14 protein-coding genes are annotated in these 15,339 nt (G+C 60.1%); 9 read left to right on the top strand and 5 right to left on the bottom strand.

Annotation, left to right across the window (positions count from 1 at the left end; genetic code table 11):
* Nucleotides 1-43: 43 nt before the first annotated feature.
* Both HFP51_RS13010 and HFP51_RS13005 read right to left on the bottom strand, forming a co-directional pair.
* On the bottom strand, nt 44-1,453 hold the full coding sequence (locus HFP51_RS13010; RefSeq protein ID WP_255454669.1) for an MFS transporter: 1,410 nt from the start codon (nt 1,451-1,453) through the stop codon (nt 44-46).
* Nucleotides 1,454-1,567: 114 nt separating this feature from the next.
* A complete protein-coding gene (locus HFP51_RS13005; protein WP_176876145.1) occupies nt 1,568-2,149 on the bottom strand; it encodes an HD domain-containing protein in 582 nt (193 codons plus the stop codon).
* A 97-nt stretch (nt 2,150-2,246) separates the two neighbouring features.
* On the opposite strand from HFP51_RS13005, the gene lgt reads away from it, so the two are divergent.
* The 5 genes from lgt (at nt 2,247) to HFP51_RS12980 (ending at nt 7,907) form a co-directional block, all read left to right on the top strand.
* A complete protein-coding gene (gene lgt / locus HFP51_RS13000; protein ID WP_255454994.1) occupies nt 2,247-3,110 on the top strand; it encodes a prolipoprotein diacylglyceryl transferase in 864 nt (287 codons plus the stop codon).
* Entirely contained in the window at nt 3,100-4,152 is a 1,053-nt protein-coding gene (locus HFP51_RS12995; RefSeq protein WP_176876143.1) for a class I SAM-dependent methyltransferase, read from the top strand. The genes lgt and HFP51_RS12995 overlap by 11 nt, the downstream gene beginning before the upstream one ends.
* 69 nt (nt 4,153-4,221) lie before the next feature.
* Nucleotides 4,222-4,986 carry a peptidoglycan editing factor PgeF gene (pgeF, locus tag HFP51_RS12990; protein ID WP_176876142.1) on the top strand — a complete coding sequence of 255 codons (765 nt, stop codon included), beginning with the start codon at nt 4,222-4,224 and terminating at the stop codon, nt 4,984-4,986.
* Nucleotides 4,987-5,046: 60 nt separating this feature from the next.
* Nucleotides 5,047-6,453 carry a DASS family sodium-coupled anion symporter gene (locus tag HFP51_RS12985; RefSeq protein ID WP_176876141.1) on the top strand — a complete coding sequence of 469 codons (1,407 nt, stop codon included), beginning with the start codon at nt 5,047-5,049 and terminating at the stop codon, nt 6,451-6,453.
* 125 nt (nt 6,454-6,578) lie between these two features.
* Nucleotides 6,579-7,907 (top strand): cystathionine gamma-synthase family protein, encoded by a 1,329-nt coding sequence (locus HFP51_RS12980; RefSeq protein ID WP_176876140.1) that lies wholly within the window; start codon nt 6,579-6,581, stop codon nt 7,905-7,907.
* Nucleotides 7,908-8,017: 110 nt separating this feature from the next.
* Here the strand turns inward: HFP51_RS12980 and HFP51_RS12975 are convergent, their stop codons facing one another.
* Nucleotides 8,018-8,689, bottom strand: coding sequence for an HAD-IB family hydrolase (locus HFP51_RS12975; protein WP_176876139.1), 672 nt, complete (start codon nt 8,687-8,689; stop codon nt 8,018-8,020).
* A gap of 66 nt (nt 8,690-8,755) precedes the next feature.
* Here HFP51_RS12975 and HFP51_RS12970 point away from each other — a divergent pair, with 66 nt between their 5' ends.
* The 4 genes from HFP51_RS12970 to HFP51_RS12955 are packed head-to-tail and all read left to right on the top strand — an operon-like array spanning nt 8,756 to nt 12,204.
* The gene (locus tag HFP51_RS12970) at nt 8,756-9,865 is read left to right on the top strand and encodes an MlaE family lipid ABC transporter permease subunit (protein WP_176876138.1); all 1,110 of its coding nucleotides are present in this window, start codon (nt 8,756-8,758) and stop codon (nt 9,863-9,865) included.
* Nucleotides 9,866-9,871: 6 nt separating this feature from the next.
* Nucleotides 9,872-10,645 carry an ABC transporter ATP-binding protein gene (locus HFP51_RS12965; RefSeq protein ID WP_176876137.1) on the top strand — a complete coding sequence of 258 codons (774 nt, stop codon included), beginning with the start codon at nt 9,872-9,874 and terminating at the stop codon, nt 10,643-10,645.
* 29 nt (nt 10,646-10,674) lie between these two features.
* Nucleotides 10,675-11,619 carry an MlaD family protein gene (locus tag HFP51_RS12960; protein ID WP_176876136.1) on the top strand — a complete coding sequence of 315 codons (945 nt, stop codon included), beginning with the start codon at nt 10,675-10,677 and terminating at the stop codon, nt 11,617-11,619.
* A gap of 6 nt (nt 11,620-11,625) precedes the next feature.
* Nucleotides 11,626-12,204, top strand: a complete 579-nt coding sequence (locus HFP51_RS12955) for an ABC-type transport auxiliary lipoprotein family protein (RefSeq protein WP_255454668.1) — start codon at nt 11,626-11,628, stop codon at nt 12,202-12,204.
* Between the two features lies 1 nt (nt 12,205).
* Here HFP51_RS12955 and HFP51_RS12950 read toward each other — a convergent pair whose 3' ends face one another.
* Together HFP51_RS12950 and pepN are read right to left on the bottom strand one after the other, a co-directional pair.
* A complete protein-coding gene (locus HFP51_RS12950; RefSeq protein ID WP_176876135.1) occupies nt 12,206-12,739 on the bottom strand; it encodes a GNAT family N-acetyltransferase in 534 nt (177 codons plus the stop codon).
* Nucleotides 12,732-15,332 carry an aminopeptidase N gene (gene pepN, locus HFP51_RS12945; RefSeq protein ID WP_176876134.1) on the bottom strand — a complete coding sequence of 867 codons (2,601 nt, stop codon included), beginning with the start codon at nt 15,330-15,332 and terminating at the stop codon, nt 12,732-12,734. The genes HFP51_RS12950 and pepN overlap by 8 nt, the downstream gene beginning before the upstream one ends.
* Between the last annotated feature and the right edge of the window lie 7 nt (nt 15,333-15,339).

Below are 15,339 nucleotides of genomic sequence, written 5' to 3'. Positions count from 1 at the left end.
AAGCGATGACGCCAGCCGCCCTTGGGAACAGGCTGCGCATGGCTTAGGCTTCGGGTTGTTCGACCCTGACCCAGGCAAGAAAGATCAGCCCGATCGCAAACAATATGGCGATCGATGCCATGCCAATCCGCTGGCTGTTAAAGGCCGTAGTGAAAACCTCCACAAGCAGCGGCCCAAGCCAGACGGTGACCGTACCGGCAATCGCATAAAGCCCGAAAAATTCGCCTGCGCGGCCCGGCGGTGCCAGCGCAACCAGCATTGTGCGGCTCGAGGAAATGCTGGCCGTGGCCGTCACCGCAAGCACCGCGGCCAGGCCAAGATAGACAAGATCGGACAGGTCCTGGAACACGAGGCCTTCCCAGACCTCGTAATTCTCGACAGTGCCGAAGAACAAAGTCTCATTGGTGATCGAGAGCTGCAACGCCAGGACCGCAACCATGCCGAGTATCTCAATGATCAGCGCCAGTTTCACGCCGACCTTGTTGTCGAGCCAACCACCGACCAGCCCGCCAAGAAACGCCCAGGCCGAAGCGAAAATCGCATAGCCGGTCATTTCCAGAAATCCCCATTCAAGGAATAGCGAGACATAGACTGCGCCCAGCGCCAGCAGCGCGGCCATTGCATCCGCGTAAAACATTCGCGCGAGCAGGAATTTCATCAGCTGCGCATATTGGGCGGCCTTGCGTACCGTGCGGACGACGCTCTTTGCGCCATCGATTGCCGCCATGCTCCAACTCGCACCCGGCACACCGGGATCCCGCGCGCTCGTAAAGAAAGGGATGGCAAAGACAACGAGCCAGATCGCACAGAGCGGACCTGCGATCCGCATATGTTCGTAGCGCGCAAGATCGAAGCCGAATTGCGGCTCTGCAAAGGGCCAGCCGATCGCCGCCGGAAGTGCAAACAGCCCGACCAGCGCCATAAACATCAACGTCGCCGCAAGATTGCCAAGACCGAGGCCCAGACCGCTGATCATCGGCAGCGCTTCGGGCCGCCCGGCCGCGGGCAACATCGAATTATGGGTAACCTCAGAATAGGTGTAGCAGACATAGGCAACGACCAGCACGACCATCACCACATTGGTCGGCAGGCCTTCTTCGCCCGGAATCGCATACCAGAGCAGCCAGGACATGACTGCAATCGTGCCGAGCATGACAGCAAGGATCGGCTTGCGCCGTCCACCGCGATCGAGCGCGGCCCCGAGAAACGGTGCGGTGAGCGCGGCGATCAAGCCGGCCCATTTGGTCACCGACGCAATCGCCGCCTGGCCCCGCGCATTGGCGGTCTGCGTCGCGGTTTCGGGATCGAGGCCGTCCAGCTCGCCGCTCGCCAGGATATCCGCTCCGACAATATCGCGCGCAAAATAGGGCGCGAAAATATAGATGACGATCAGGATATAATAGGGATTGCGGGCCCATTCGAAGATCGCCCAGGCAAAGCCTGTCTTGCCCAACGCACCGCCTTCACCGTGATGGGGCAAGGGCGCAGCGGCCGCTGCGGGTTGGGCGTCTGTTGCGATATCAGCGACCCTGAACCGGGTGCCTTTTCTGGTCGATCCGCATTGCGATCACATCATCTTCGGCGTGCCGAACACTCGCATAATTTCCGGTTCGAAGCTTTTGAGACTGTCGACATCGAAATCGGGATCAAAGGCCGGCGCATCCCATTCATCGACCAATTTGCAGGCCAAGGGATACCAGCTTTCATCCTTGTGATCTTCGCGCATCGTCGTCGATTTGCCGAGATAGTTATAATAATAAGCGCCCTGAAAATCCTGGTGATATTTGATCACATGATAGAGATCGTCGCTGACATAGGGTTTGAGGATTTCGGCCGCGATTGCGCCGTGATTGGGCACCGACATTGTCTTGCCGATATCATGGCAAAGCGCGGCAACGATTTCTTCATCGCTGGCGCCAGAGCGGCGCGCCAGGGTCGCTGTCATCAGTGAATGCTGGAGCTGATCGCAGCCAAAGCCGAGCGTCAGCGCACCGAGATCTTCAAGATGCTTGAGGATGCGCTTGGGCGCGTCTGTCTTGTAATGATCCTGATGCTCTTTCGCGATCACCGCCCAATGTTCGGGCTGGCCATCCTGCATGCGGGTGAAGGATTTGCCTGTCGTTTCTACTTCGGGTGCCTGGGTCGCCATCTTACTCTCTCCTACGCCTTTGTGATTCTCGGCGCTTTCCGTTTCGGTCTGCCACCATTATGAGGGCAAAAACGCGAGGGGGAAAGCCTTGGACTTTCTGTTAACGACATTCGCCGCCGCCGTGCCCGCTACCGGCGATTTTCTGAGGTTCGAAAATCTCGGTCTTTCGCCAATAGCTCTCGATCTCGGCTTCTTTCAGCTACGCTGGTACAGCCTTGCCTATATCGCCGGTATCATTGTCGGTTGGTGGTATCTCCTCAAACTTGTCGGCCAACCCGGCGCCCCGATGGCCCGGCGCCACGCCGATGATCTGGTGTTCTACGCGACGCTCGGCATCCTGATCGGCGGTCGGCTCGGCTATGTGATATTCTATAAACCCTTAGAATATCTTGACAATCCCGGCGATATCATTCGCGTCTGGGACGGTGGCATGTCCTTCCATGGCGGGGTAATCGGTGTCAGCCTCGCAATCCTGTTCATGGCCTGGAAGAACAAGCTCAACTGGCTACGGATCCATGACTATGTCGCCTGCACTATCCCGTTTGGCCTGTTTTTCGGGCGCCTTTCCAACTTTGTGAATGGGGAGCTGTGGGGCCGCCCTGGCGATGTGCCCTGGGCGATCATATTTCCCCGCGCCGACGAACAGGCCCGCCATCCGAGCCAGCTCTACGAAGCCGGGTTGGAGGGCGTCCTGCTCTTTGCCGTGCTGTGGTATCTGTTCTGGAAGACCGATGCGCGCCACCAACCTGGAAAGCTCGTTGGGACGTTCCTGGTCGGCTATGGTCTTGCCCGCTTTACTGTCGAGTTTTTCCGCGAACCGGATTCGCATCTCGGACTGCTCAGCCTGGGCATGTCGATGGGCCAGTGGCTGACGGTGCCGATGATCCTTGGCGGCATCTGGCTGATCGCAACCGCCAAGGGCCGCGCTGACCAGGCCAAGCCCCAGGCGAATGCCGACTAAAGACCGTTCGCTGACGGACAGGCTGGCTGGGCTGATCGCCGCTGCCGGTCCGATCTCCGTTGCCCAGTTCATGGCCGAAGCGAATGCGCATTATTATGCAACGCGCGACCCTTTGGGCGCGGCCGGAGATTTCGTCTCCGCGCCGGAGATCAGCCAGATGTTCGGCGAGCTGACCGGACTGTGGCTGGCAGACTTATGGGATCGCGCCGGATCGCCAGCCAACGCCCATTATGTCGAGCTTGGCCCAGGCCGCGGTACACTGGCCGAAGACGCGTTGCGGGCGATGCGCGCCGGCCGGTTCGAACCACCCATCCATCTCGTCGAAACGAGCCCGGTGCTGCGCGAAAAACAGGCGACGCGACTGCCGACTGCACGGTGGCATGACGATATCGATACGCTCCCGGACACCGGTCCGCTGCTCGTTGTTGCCAATGAGTTTTTTGACGCGCTTCCAATCCGCCAGATCATGCGGACCAAGGCGGGATGGCATGAAATCATGGTTGACCATCAAGATGGTGCTTTTCTCCCTGGTGCGTCCGGCCCGACGCTGGACAGCCTTGTGCCGGAGCCGCTGCGGGACGCGCCGGTCGGCAGTGTCATCGAAACATCGCCCGCCGTAGAGAGCGCTGCACGCGCACTCGCGACCCGCATTGCAGCCCAGGGCGGCGCCGCGCTGATCATCGATTATGGCTATCAGGGGTTCGCGACCGGTGACACATTGCAGGCCGTGTCCAGCCATGAATATGCGGACATTTTTGCCGAACCTGGCGAGCGAGACCTCACCGCCCATGTCAATTTCTCGATGCTCGAGAGCCTCGGCAGAGCGGCCGGACTGGCAGTTTATGGGCCGGCGGATCAAGGCGGCTGGCTGGAGTCCCTCGGTATCGGCGCGCGCACGGCAGCACTCGCCAAAGCCGCGCCGCACCGCCAGGCGGAACTGGTTGCCGCCCGTGATCGGCTCACACAGCCTGATGAAATGGGTACACTTTTCAAAACTTTAGCGGTAGTGAACCCCAACTGGCCAGCACCCGCGGCTTTTTAAATCGCACATTGCAACCAGCCAGAAGAGCGCTAAACAGACCGACCCGTTACGGGCAGGGACAAGAATTGCATGGGTCAGAAGATCGAGATTATCCGCGCCGCGGCGCTGGACGGGGTGGCACATGGCTTCCTCGGCCGGACGGGCGGAGCATCGACCGGCATCTATGAAAGTCTGAATGTTGGCATTGGATCAGATGACATCAAATCGGATGTCGAGACCAATCGCCGCCGCGCCACCGAAGCGGTAGCGCCCGATGCAACCCTTGTGACAGTCCATCAGGTCCATTCGCCCGATGTTGTGACCGTCACCCATGCTTTCCCCGATAGCGATCGCCCTGAGCTCGATGCGATGGTCACCGACAAACCCAATCTCGCTCTCGGCATCCTGACTGCGGATTGCGCACCGATTCTACTCGCTGACCGGGAAGCGGGCGTAATCGGCGCCGCGCATGCCGGCTGGAAAGGCGCGATGACGGGCGTCGCAAAATCCGTGGTTGAGGCGATGGAAGAGCTCGGCGCAAACCGCAGCCAGATCGCCGCCGCGGTCGGCCCGTGTATCGGCCGGGGCTCCTATGAGGTGGATGATGAGTTTCGCAAGCGCTTCGAAGCCATCGAACCTGAAAATGAGCAATATTTCCGCGATGGTGCGCCGGGCCATCATTATTTCGACCTTGAAGCCTATGTCGCGGCCTGGCTCGCTTTTTGCGGTATCCAGACCGTCGAGACGCTGGGCCTTGATACCTATACTGACGAAAATCGCTTCTTCAGCTATCGCCGCGCCACCCATCGGGGCGAACCCGATTATGGCCGCCAATTATCGGTGATCGCCTTATAATCGCTCGCACCTTCGCGCGAGCGATAAAGGGTGGTAGGCGATGGCGCACGGAGGGGTCGGATGACAGCCAAACAGATGGGATTTTTCGGCGGCCTCACCGTCTTTATCATCCTGCTTATCATGCCGGCGCCCGAAGGCATGCCGGTCGAAGCCTGGCGGGTGACCGCGCTGGTTGTGCTGATGGCGAGCTGGTGGATGACCGAGGCGCTGCCGCTGACAGCGACCGCACTGCTGCCGTTCGTGGCGCTGCCCTTTATGGGCGTGATGACCACCGGTGAGGTGGCGAGCGCCTATTATTCGCCGATCCTTTTCCTGATCCTGGGCGGTGCGTTTCTTGCGCTGGCGATCGAGCGGACCGGAATGCACCGGCGACTGGCACTCGCCATCATTGGCCGGGCCGGGAAAACCGCTTGGGGGCTGCTCTTTGCGTTCATGGCGGCGACAGCCATTCTTTCGATGATCGTCTCGAATACCTCGACCACGCTGATCATGGTGCCAATCGCGATAGCCGTGCTCGCCGCAGGTGGCGTCGCGGAAGGCGAGACCAAGGGCTTTGCCGGCGCATTGCTGATGGGCATTGCCTTTTCCGCATCGATTGGCGGGCTGGGAACGCTGGTCGGATCGCCGACCAACGCAATCGCCGCCGGACTGATGAACCGGACCATCAGCACCGAAATCGATTTCCTCACCTGGGCGATGTTCGGCTTGCCGATTGTTGCCATCGGCATTCCGCTGTGCCTCTTCATCCTGGTACGAATACAACGTGTGACGCGCACTGCGTTTGACACCGCCGCAGCGCAAGCCGCGATCGGCGATCCCGGTGCCTGGTCGACAGCGGAAAGGCGGCTGCTGCCCGTTATCATGCTGGTGGTCGGTGGCTGGATCGCGCTGCCCTTTATCAAGACCTATCTGCCCGAAGGTTCCATCCATGATGGCACCGTCGCGATCCTCGGCGGCCTGCTGCTATTCGTGCTGCCCGATGGCGAGGGTCGGCCAATGCTCAACTGGCCCGAAGCCAATCGCGCGCCCTGGGACGTGATCATGCTGTTCGCGGGCGGACTGGCGCTGGCCTCAGGCATCATCGCATCCGGGCTTGGCGCCTGGCTGGGCGAAGCCCTGGAGCCGCTCCAGGCGGTTGACCTCATCATTATCGCGCTGGCGGTGACCGCGCTTGTCGTGCTGATCACCGAATTTGCATCCAATGTGGCAACGGCAAGCGGCGTGATACCGGTTGTCGCAGCATTAATTGTCGCGACCGGCGCGGATCCGATGCTGCTCGCCATGCCCGCTGCAATGGCCGCAAGCTGGGGCTTTATGCTGCCCTCCGGCACCGGTCCCAATGCGATCGCCTGGGCATCTAATCACATTGCGCTGCCAAGGATGTTGAAATCCGGATTTCTGCTCGATATTTGCGGGATACCGATGATTGTCCTGGTGACCTGGGGCGTCGCAGCGCTGGCTGGCTAGTCCGCCGCGTTTCAAATCGGGCGAATGACGGAGATGCGCGCCTGCGGAGGTTAGGCGCCCTGGCCGGAAACGCCTCTATTGAGCTCCTGCCTTCCTAGGAGCGCAAAACGGAAGGCCTGTCCGCTATGACTGACGGAACCGAAGACAAATCTGCGCTCGACGGCACCACGCCGCGCCGCAAACCGAAACCCGAGATTGAAAAGATCGGCAACCGCAAGCTGAAGCCTGCAACCTTGATGATGGGCCATGGCTTTGACCCGGCCCTGTCCGAAGGCTCGCTCAAGCCACCGATCTTCCTCACCTCGACCTTTGCGTTTGAAAACGCGGCCGCTGGCAAGCGCCATTTCGAAGGGATTACCGGTAAACGCCCAGGCGGCGCCGAGGGGCTTGTCTATTCGCGCTTTAACGGCCCGAACCAGGAAATCTGCGAAGACCGGCTTTCGGTCTGGGAAGAAGCAGAGGAAGCGCTCGTCTTTTCAAGCGGCATGTCGGCAATCGCCACTGTCCTGCTTGCCAATGTCCATCAGGGCGATGTCGTCGTCCATTCCGGTCCGCTTTACGCGGCCACTGAAACCCTGATCAATCGCGTGCTCGGCCGCTTTGGCGTGACCTTTATCGATTTCCCCGCAGGTGCAGACCGGGCGGAGGTCGATGCGATCCTCGAAAAGGCAAAGAGCATGGCTACCGGATCAGGGAAGGTCGCGATGATCTATCTGGAAAGCCCGGCCAATCCGACCAATGCACTTGTCGATATCCAGATGGTCAAGGAAGCGCGCGATGCGGCCTTTGGCGAAGACGGCCCGCCGATCGCTATGGATAACACGTTTCTGGGCCCGCTCTGGCAGCAGCCACTCAAACATGGCGCGGACATCACAATTTACAGCCTGACCAAATATGTCGGCGGGCATAGCGATCTGGTCGCCGGTGGCGTGATGGGCTCCAAGGCGCATCTCGATCCGATCCGCGCGATGCGCAACACGATCGGCACGATCACCGATCCGAACACCGCCTGGATGCTGCTCCGCAGCCTTGAGACAGTGGAGCTTAGAATGACACGCGCCGGGGAAAATGCGGAGAAAGTCTGCAGCTTCCTGCGCGATCATCCCAAGGTCGACGGCCTGGGCTATCTCGGCTTTCTCGAAGAGGGATCAAGCCAGCGCGATATCTATGATCGCCATTGCACGGGCGCAGGATCGACCTTCTCGCTCTTCGTCCAAGGCGGCGAAGAGGAAAGCTTCCGCTTCCTCGATGCGCTGAAGATCGCCAAGCTCGCCGTGAGTTTGGGCGGCACCGAAACGCTGGCCAGCCACCCCGCGGCGATGACGCATCTGTCGGTGCCCGACGAGCGCAAAGCCGCACTCGGCATCACCGACAATCTGGTACGCATTTCCATCGGTGTCGAAGATGCCGACGATCTGATCGCCGACTTCACCCAGGCACTGGCGGAGGTCTAGCTGTGCGCCGGCGCAGGCCGGAGTCCAGTCCTGTCACATCCACATAGCGAAACCCGATCGGCCATAGGCTCCGGCCTGCGCCGGAGCACAGGATAGCGCAATAGTGCGGCTCACCCCCAGGCAAAGATCCGCCAGCCGCGTTTATCGGCGATCTTGCGGAGTTTGCTGGTGGGGTTGGTGGGTAGCGGTTCGTCCGACCAGTCGAATACCGGGAGATCGGTAGGGCTGTCCGAATAGAAACGGATCTCGATATCGTCCTTGGCCAGGCCCTGGGCTTCGGCCCAGACCTGGACGCGGCGGAGCTTGGCGTCGCCATAGCAATTCTCGCCATCGATTTTGGCGAGGATATTGCCGTCCTCGTCGCGCTCAACCTCGGTACCGATCACATCGTCAAATCCCAGCCGCTGCGCTAGCGGGCCAGCGTAGAACGAATAGGATGCGGTCGCGAGGACCAGCCGGTAGCCGGTGGCTTTCTCGCGAGCGATCCGGTCCAGCGCTTGGGGATGGAGATTGTTCGCCAGCGTCGCTTCGGCAAAGCTTTCGGTAATCGCCGCCATTTTCTCTGCATCGACCGGCGATCCGAGCAGCATATCCTGCATCCGCTCTTTCAGCCCGCCGCGATCCAGCGCGCGAACCAGATAGAGGGCGAACAAAATGCCGAAGCCAGGGAGGAATATCAGCCGTCGCCTATCATAGCGCCAGGCAGCATGGAGCAAAAACGGCAGATATGTAGGCCGTTTCGTGATCGTCTTGTCGAGATCATAGAGAGCAATTTTCGTCATCGCAGTGCTTCATAGCATGAAGGAGCCGCTTGCCGAGCCGGGATTTTCACCGCACAAGGTAAGGCGATGACTGCAGAAGCGAATTTTGCCGAAATCGAGGAGGGGGGCGAGCGGATTATTCGCTTTTCCGGCCGCCTGACCATTGCCCGGCTTGGCCCGGTGCCCGCCAAGCTGGATGCGCTCGAACTGGCGCCCAGCCGGATCGATATCTCGAATGTCGAACGCGTTGATACGGTCGGCGCCTGGATCGTTCACAAATTATCGCGCGATCATGGCGCGGAGATTGTGGGCGCGAGCGATCATGCCGAGCGCCTGATCCGCCAGGTTGTAATCGCCGATGATCCGGCAAAATCCTATGACGAGGATGAAGGCCGATTCCATCGCATTGTCGGCCGAATTGGTGCCTCGACTCTGGAGGCACTCAGCGGCCTCAAGGGCCTGCTCGCCTTTTTTGGCGGGCTGATCATCGCCACCGGGGCGGTAATCCGCAGTCCAGGCCAAATGCGCTACAATGCTGTCGTTCAGCGCTTTGAAACGGTCGGCGTTTCCGCGCTTGGAATTGTCGGGTTGATGAGCTTCCTGATCGGCATCGTTATCGCCCAGCAGGGCGCGGTCCAGCTGCGCCAATTCGGCGCCGAAGTCTTCACCATCAATCTGGTCGGCCGGATCACGACCCGGGAACTTGGCGTATTGATGACGGCAATCATGGTCGCCGGCCGCTCGGGCAGCGCCTTTGCCGCGCAGATTGGGTCGATGAAACTTGCCGAGGAAGTCGATGCGATGCGCACCATCGGTGTGCCGCCCATGCAGGCCCTTGTCCTGCCCCGGGTGTTGGCGACCACGCTGCTGATGCCGCTGCTTGGTTTTTATTCGACATTCCTGATGATCGTCGGCGGCGGTTTGCTCTGCTGGATCGGCCTTGGGATACCGCCGGAAACCTTCATCATCCGACTCCGCGAAGTCGTACCGATGACGGATCTATTGGTCGGCCTGATCAAGGCGCCGGTGTTCGGAATGATCATCGGTCTTGCTGGCTGTTACCAAGGCATGCAGGTGCATGGCGATAATGAAGAAGTCGGCAATCGCACGACCACGGCGGTGGTCCAGGCAATCTTCCTGGTGATCGTGCTCGACGCCTTTTTCGCAGTCTTCTTCTCATCCATAGGCTGGGGTTAAGTGGTGATGAGCGAGGAACCGATCATCTCCATCCGCGGATTGCGCAACAGTTTTGGCGACAATGTCGTGCATGAGAATCTGGACCTTGATGTTCGCAAAGGCGAGATTCTGGGTGTCGTCGGCGGATCGGGTACGGGCAAATCGGTGTTGCTGCGGTCGATCATAGGCCTGCAAGAGCCGGACGCCGGTGAAATCAGCATTTTTGGCGAGCGCATCGATTGCGCGACCGCAGAAGAAAATCTCGATTTGCGGCGGCGCTGGGGCGTACTTTTCCAGAATGGCGCGCTCTTTTCGACGCTGACCGTGGCCGAGAATGTCCAGGTGCCGCTGCGCGAATTCTACAAATATATCGATGAAGATCTGCTCTGCGAGATTGCGACGTTCAAAATCGTGATGAGCGGATTAAAGGCTGAGGATGCGCCAAAATATCCGTCGGAACTGTCTGGCGGCATGCGCAAACGGGCGGCACTCGCGCGTTCATTGGCGCTCGATCCGCTGCTGTTGTTTCTGGATGAGCCGACAGCCGGGCTCGACCCGATTGGCGCGGCGGCCTTCGACAATCTGATTCTTGAGCTCAAGGAAGCGCTGGGCCTCACAATCTTCCTGATCACGCATGATCTGGATACATTACATACAATCTGTGATCGGGTCGCGGTGCTTGCAGACAAGCGGGTGATCGCCTGCGCACCGATTGAAGAATTGCTTGCTCTCGATCACCCATGGATACAGGAATATTTCAACGGGCCGCGCGGACGCGCCGCAATTGCGGGAACGGGCTGAGCCAATGAGCTGGCGCCCAGGAGGATAGGATGGAAAACCGATCGAACCAGATACTGGTAGGCAGCGTGGTGCTGGGCCTGATCGCATTGCTCGTCTTTATCACCGTCTGGCTGACCCGGATCGGCGATGGCAGCGACAATAGTTATGACATCTATTTCGCCCAGTCGGTCGATGGCCTCGCTCGCGGTTCGGGTGTCACCTATGCCGGTGTCCCGGTTGGCCAGATCAATGAGATCTCGCTCGTACCCGACAATCCCGAATTTGTCCGTGTGCGGATCAGCATTGATGAGAGTGTACCGATACTCGAGGGGACCACTGCAACGATTGCCGGCATCGGCTTTACCGGCGTTTCCCAGATTTCACTGGACGGCGGTGTCCAGGGCGGGGAACCGATCGATGACGAAGGCCCCGAAGGTGTTCCCGTCATTCCCACTCGACCGGGTGCTTTTGGCGAACTGCTCAATAGTGCGCCGCGCCTCCTGGAACGCCTGACGACCTTGACCGAGCGGCTGACAGAGCTGCTGGGAGACCGGAACCAGAATTCGATCGCAGCGATCCTCGCGAACACCGAACGGCTAACCAATGAACTCTCAGCCCAGGGACCGGAGATCACCCAAACCCTTACCGAAACGCGCGTAGCCATTCGCCAGGTGGGTATTGCGGTCGAAGAGATTGGTCAGCTCGCCAACACAACCGACAATCTGCTCGGATCGGAAGGCCAGGGCCTGATGCGTGACCTGCGCTCGGCCGTTGCATCGGCGGAATCGAGCATGGAAGCGCTTGACCGCACGATTACCGCCGCAGAGCCGGGCCTCAACGCCTTTTCCGAACAGACCGTGCCTGAGATCGGCCAGCTGGTTCGCGATCTTGGCGAAATGTCTGAATCGCTGACTGCCGTATCGCAACGTATCAACCGCGAGGGCGCGGGATCGCTGGTCGGTACTGCCCGCCTGCCCGATTATGAGCCGCAATAGGAGCCGATGATGAAACGCTTATTCCCATTGGTTGCGCTAGCCATGCTGGCCGGCTGTGTCAGTTTCGGCTCCGAGCCGCCCCCGTTTTTGATGGCGCTCAATGCCGATGAGCAGATCGCGGGCGGTTCCGATCGCTCCGCTGCGATGGGTCAGGCGATCACCATTCGCCGTCCGGAAGTGCCGCAAAAGCTGATCACCAACCGGCTGCCCGTCCAAACCGGCGAAACAACCATCGCCTATCTGACCGACGCGCTCTGGGTCGACACACCCAATGAATTGCTCCGCGCGCTGTTCAGCGAAGTGGTTGCTGCCCGCACCGGCCGCATCGTCCTCGATCCGGCAACCTATTCGGCCGATCCCGGCACCGTGATCAACGGCCAGCTGCATGAGTTTGGCCTGGATGCACGATCCAACGAAACCGTGATCGTCTATGACGCCACAATCACCGATGAGAATGGTGTACGGACCCGCCGGTTCGAGCAACGCGAGCGTGTTTTCTCGCAGGACGCGCAAAGCGTCGCCCAAGCCTTGAACCGTGCGGCCAATCGCATGGCTGTCGAATTTTCGGACTGGATTACCGGTTAGGCTACCAGGGCCTGCCCTTCAGATCGATTGTCCCGGACTGCGGCGCGGCGCTGGCCCCGTCCCGCAGCATGACGCTGCTCTCCTGGAACGCGACCTGCTTGCCATGCTGCTCGACCATCACCGTTCCATCGAACACCCGCCAGCCGCGTTTTTCGTAAAATGGCCGATTATGCTCTTCGACAAAGATCAGGCTGAATTGCGGCGCGATCGTCTCGGCAATAGCCAGATTGGTTTCGTCGAGCACGGCGGTGGAATAGCCATGCTTCTCATGCTCCGGATGGGTTTTGACACCGCCGATCCCGGCCACCAGGCACTCTGATCCGTTCACATCGATCTCGCGCTGGTGAATGCCCGCCACAGACACAAGCGCATCGCCAAGATAGCCCAGCACCCATTTGTGTGCATGCGACCAGACCACGTCATGCCATTCGTCATGCGCGGCCATTTCGGGCGTGTAGACGATCGTGGCCAGCGCCTCGACCTCAGGCCAGGCGGCTTCGGCGTCTCGCCGTTCGATGCGCAGCGCCTCAGCCAAGGCTTTTTGACGCCTGTTCGAGCACGTCTTTGGAGAGGTTTGGCGCGGCAAGGATCCGTTCCAGCTCGGCCCGCATCATCGCGCCGCGCTCCTCATCGAAGCGCCGCCATTTGCCGAGCGGCGGCAGCATGCGAGCGGCGGTTTGCGGATTGATCGCGTCAGCCTTGAGGATGTGATCGGCGAGCAGGCGATAGCCGCGGCCCGAGGCTGTGTGGAAGGCGCGCTGATTGCCGCCAAAGGCTCCGATCAACGAGCGGAAACGGTTTGGGTTTTCGATACTGAAATCGGGATGGGCAGTTAGCGCCTCAACCGCGTCAACCGTGTCATCGCGCGTCGACATCGCCTGCACCATGAACCATTTGTCGAGCACCAATGCATCATCCTTGTACCGCGCGTAAAAATCATCGAGCGCGGCGATCCGCTCCGGCCATTCGCCACTTGCAAGGACGCCAAGCGCGGCCTGGCGATCGGTCATATTGTCAGCGCTATCGAACTGGCTGAAGGCGATCTGCGCAGCATCATCGGCGCCGCTCGCTGCGACATAGCTCAATGATACAGCCCGTAATCGGCGCAATCCCTTGGCCGTCGGATTATAAGCATAGCTGTTGCCGCTTGCCCCGGCATAAGCGGCGCGCCATTCGGCATCGAGCGCTTCACCCAGATCGTTGCGCAATGCTTCGCGGGCACCATGAATGGCTTCCGGATCGACGATCAGCATTTGATCTCCCACAAAGCTCTCGCTCGGCAATAGCACAGCTTCGGCGATAAAGGCCTTGTCGAGATCGTTATTGGCGAGCGTCTTTCCCACTGCCTCGATCACCGGACCATGATCGCTCCCATTTCCCGAAACAGCATCGGTGATTGTGTCCACCATCAGCTGCTGCATAGCTTCGTATCGGGCAAAGGGATCGTCATCACGGGCGGAGAGGAAGGCAAGCGTCGCCGCATCGCTTTCCCGGTCGATCGAGACGGGCGCTGTGAAACCGCGGTTCAAGGACAGGACTGGCGGTTCGGCGAGATTCTCGAAGCGGATTTGCTGCTCGCTCTCGGTCAGCATGATCAGCTGCTCATCGACGATGGGATCGCCGCTGGTCTCGCCCAGTAAAGCTGTTTTGAGCGGTATCGCCATCGGCTGTTTGTCGGGTTGCCCCGGCGTTACGGGCACCGTCTGCGATAGCGCCAATGTCGCCGACTGTTCTTCGGCATCATAATCGAAGCGCGCGGTGACTTTGGGCGTGCCCGCCTGGCTGTACCAGCGGCGGAACTGGGTGAGATCGGTGCCGCTCGCATCTTCCATTGCGGTCGCAAAATCTTCGCAGGTCGCGGCCTCGCCATCATGGCGCTCGAAATAGAGATCGGAACCCTTGCGGAAATCCTCCGCGCCCAGGATCGCCTTCATCATGCGGATCAGTTCCGCGCCCTTGTTGTAAACGGTCGCGGTGTAGAAGTTTGAAATCTCGATATAGCTTTCAGGCCGAACCGGATGGGCGAGTGGCCCGGCATCTTCAGGGAATTGCGCCGCGCGCAACACGCGGACATCACCGATCCGGGCAACCGCCTCCGACCCTTGATCGGCCGAGAATTGCTGATCGCGAAACACGGTGAAGCCTTCTTTCAGGGAAAGCTGGAACCAATCCCGGCAGGTCACCCGATTGCCCGACCAATTGTGGAAATATTCATGCGCGACGACTCCTGCAATCGCATCGAAATCCGCATCGGTCGCGGTGTCCGCATCGGCCAGAATATAGCGCGAATTGAATATGTTGAGCGATTTATTCTCCATCGCGCCGAAGTTAAAGTCGGACACGGCGACGATATTGAACTGGTCGAGATCATATTCGCGGCCATAGACCCGCTCATCCCAGGCCATTGATGTCTTGAGCGCATCCATCGCGTGATCGGTCTTGGGAAGATCCTCTTCGCGGACCCAGATCGCCAGCGAGACCGCCTTGCCCGAGCAAGTGGTGAAGCTGTCGCGATTGGCGGCGAGATCGCCGGCAACGAGCGCAAACAGGTAACAGGGCTTGGGCCAGGGGTCCTGCCACAGCGTCCAATGCCGACCCGCCTCGCCATCGCCGCTCTCGATACAATCGCCATTGGAGAGCAGCACCGGGAAGCGTTGCTTATCCGCCTCCAGACGCACCGAATAGCGGCTCAGCACATCGGGCCGGTCGGGGAAAAAGGTGATCCGCCGAAAGCCTTCCGCCTCGCATTGGGTGCACAATATGCCACCCGATGCGTAGAGCCCCATCAGCTGGCTATTCTTGTCTGGCGCGATCTCGACCAGTGTCTCGACAACCGCTGCATCACCCTGCAGGGGCACGCTGAGCTCGGCATCGTCGAGCGTCCAGTCGCCTTCGGACAGCGCATCGCCGTCAACATGCACTTCGAGCAGCTTGAGCCCCTCGCCATCAAGGCGCAGCGGTTCGTGATGCGCGCCATTGCGTTCGACCGTCAGCCGGGTGCGCACGATCGTGCGCGCCGGATCGAGCTGGAAATCGAGGGCGATCTCCGGAATGAGCCAGGCCGGCGCGCGATAGTCAGCGCGTAATGTGGCGGGCGGCGTGGCGGCGGCTATTTGCATATCGGACATGATTGCC

It is taken from the genome of Parasphingopyxis sp. CP4 (assembly GCF_013378055.1).
Lineage (GTDB): Bacteria > Pseudomonadota > Alphaproteobacteria > Sphingomonadales > Sphingomonadaceae > Parasphingopyxis.
Note: the sequence above shows the minus strand (reverse complement) of the source record. Positions and strands in the feature narration are given on the sequence as shown.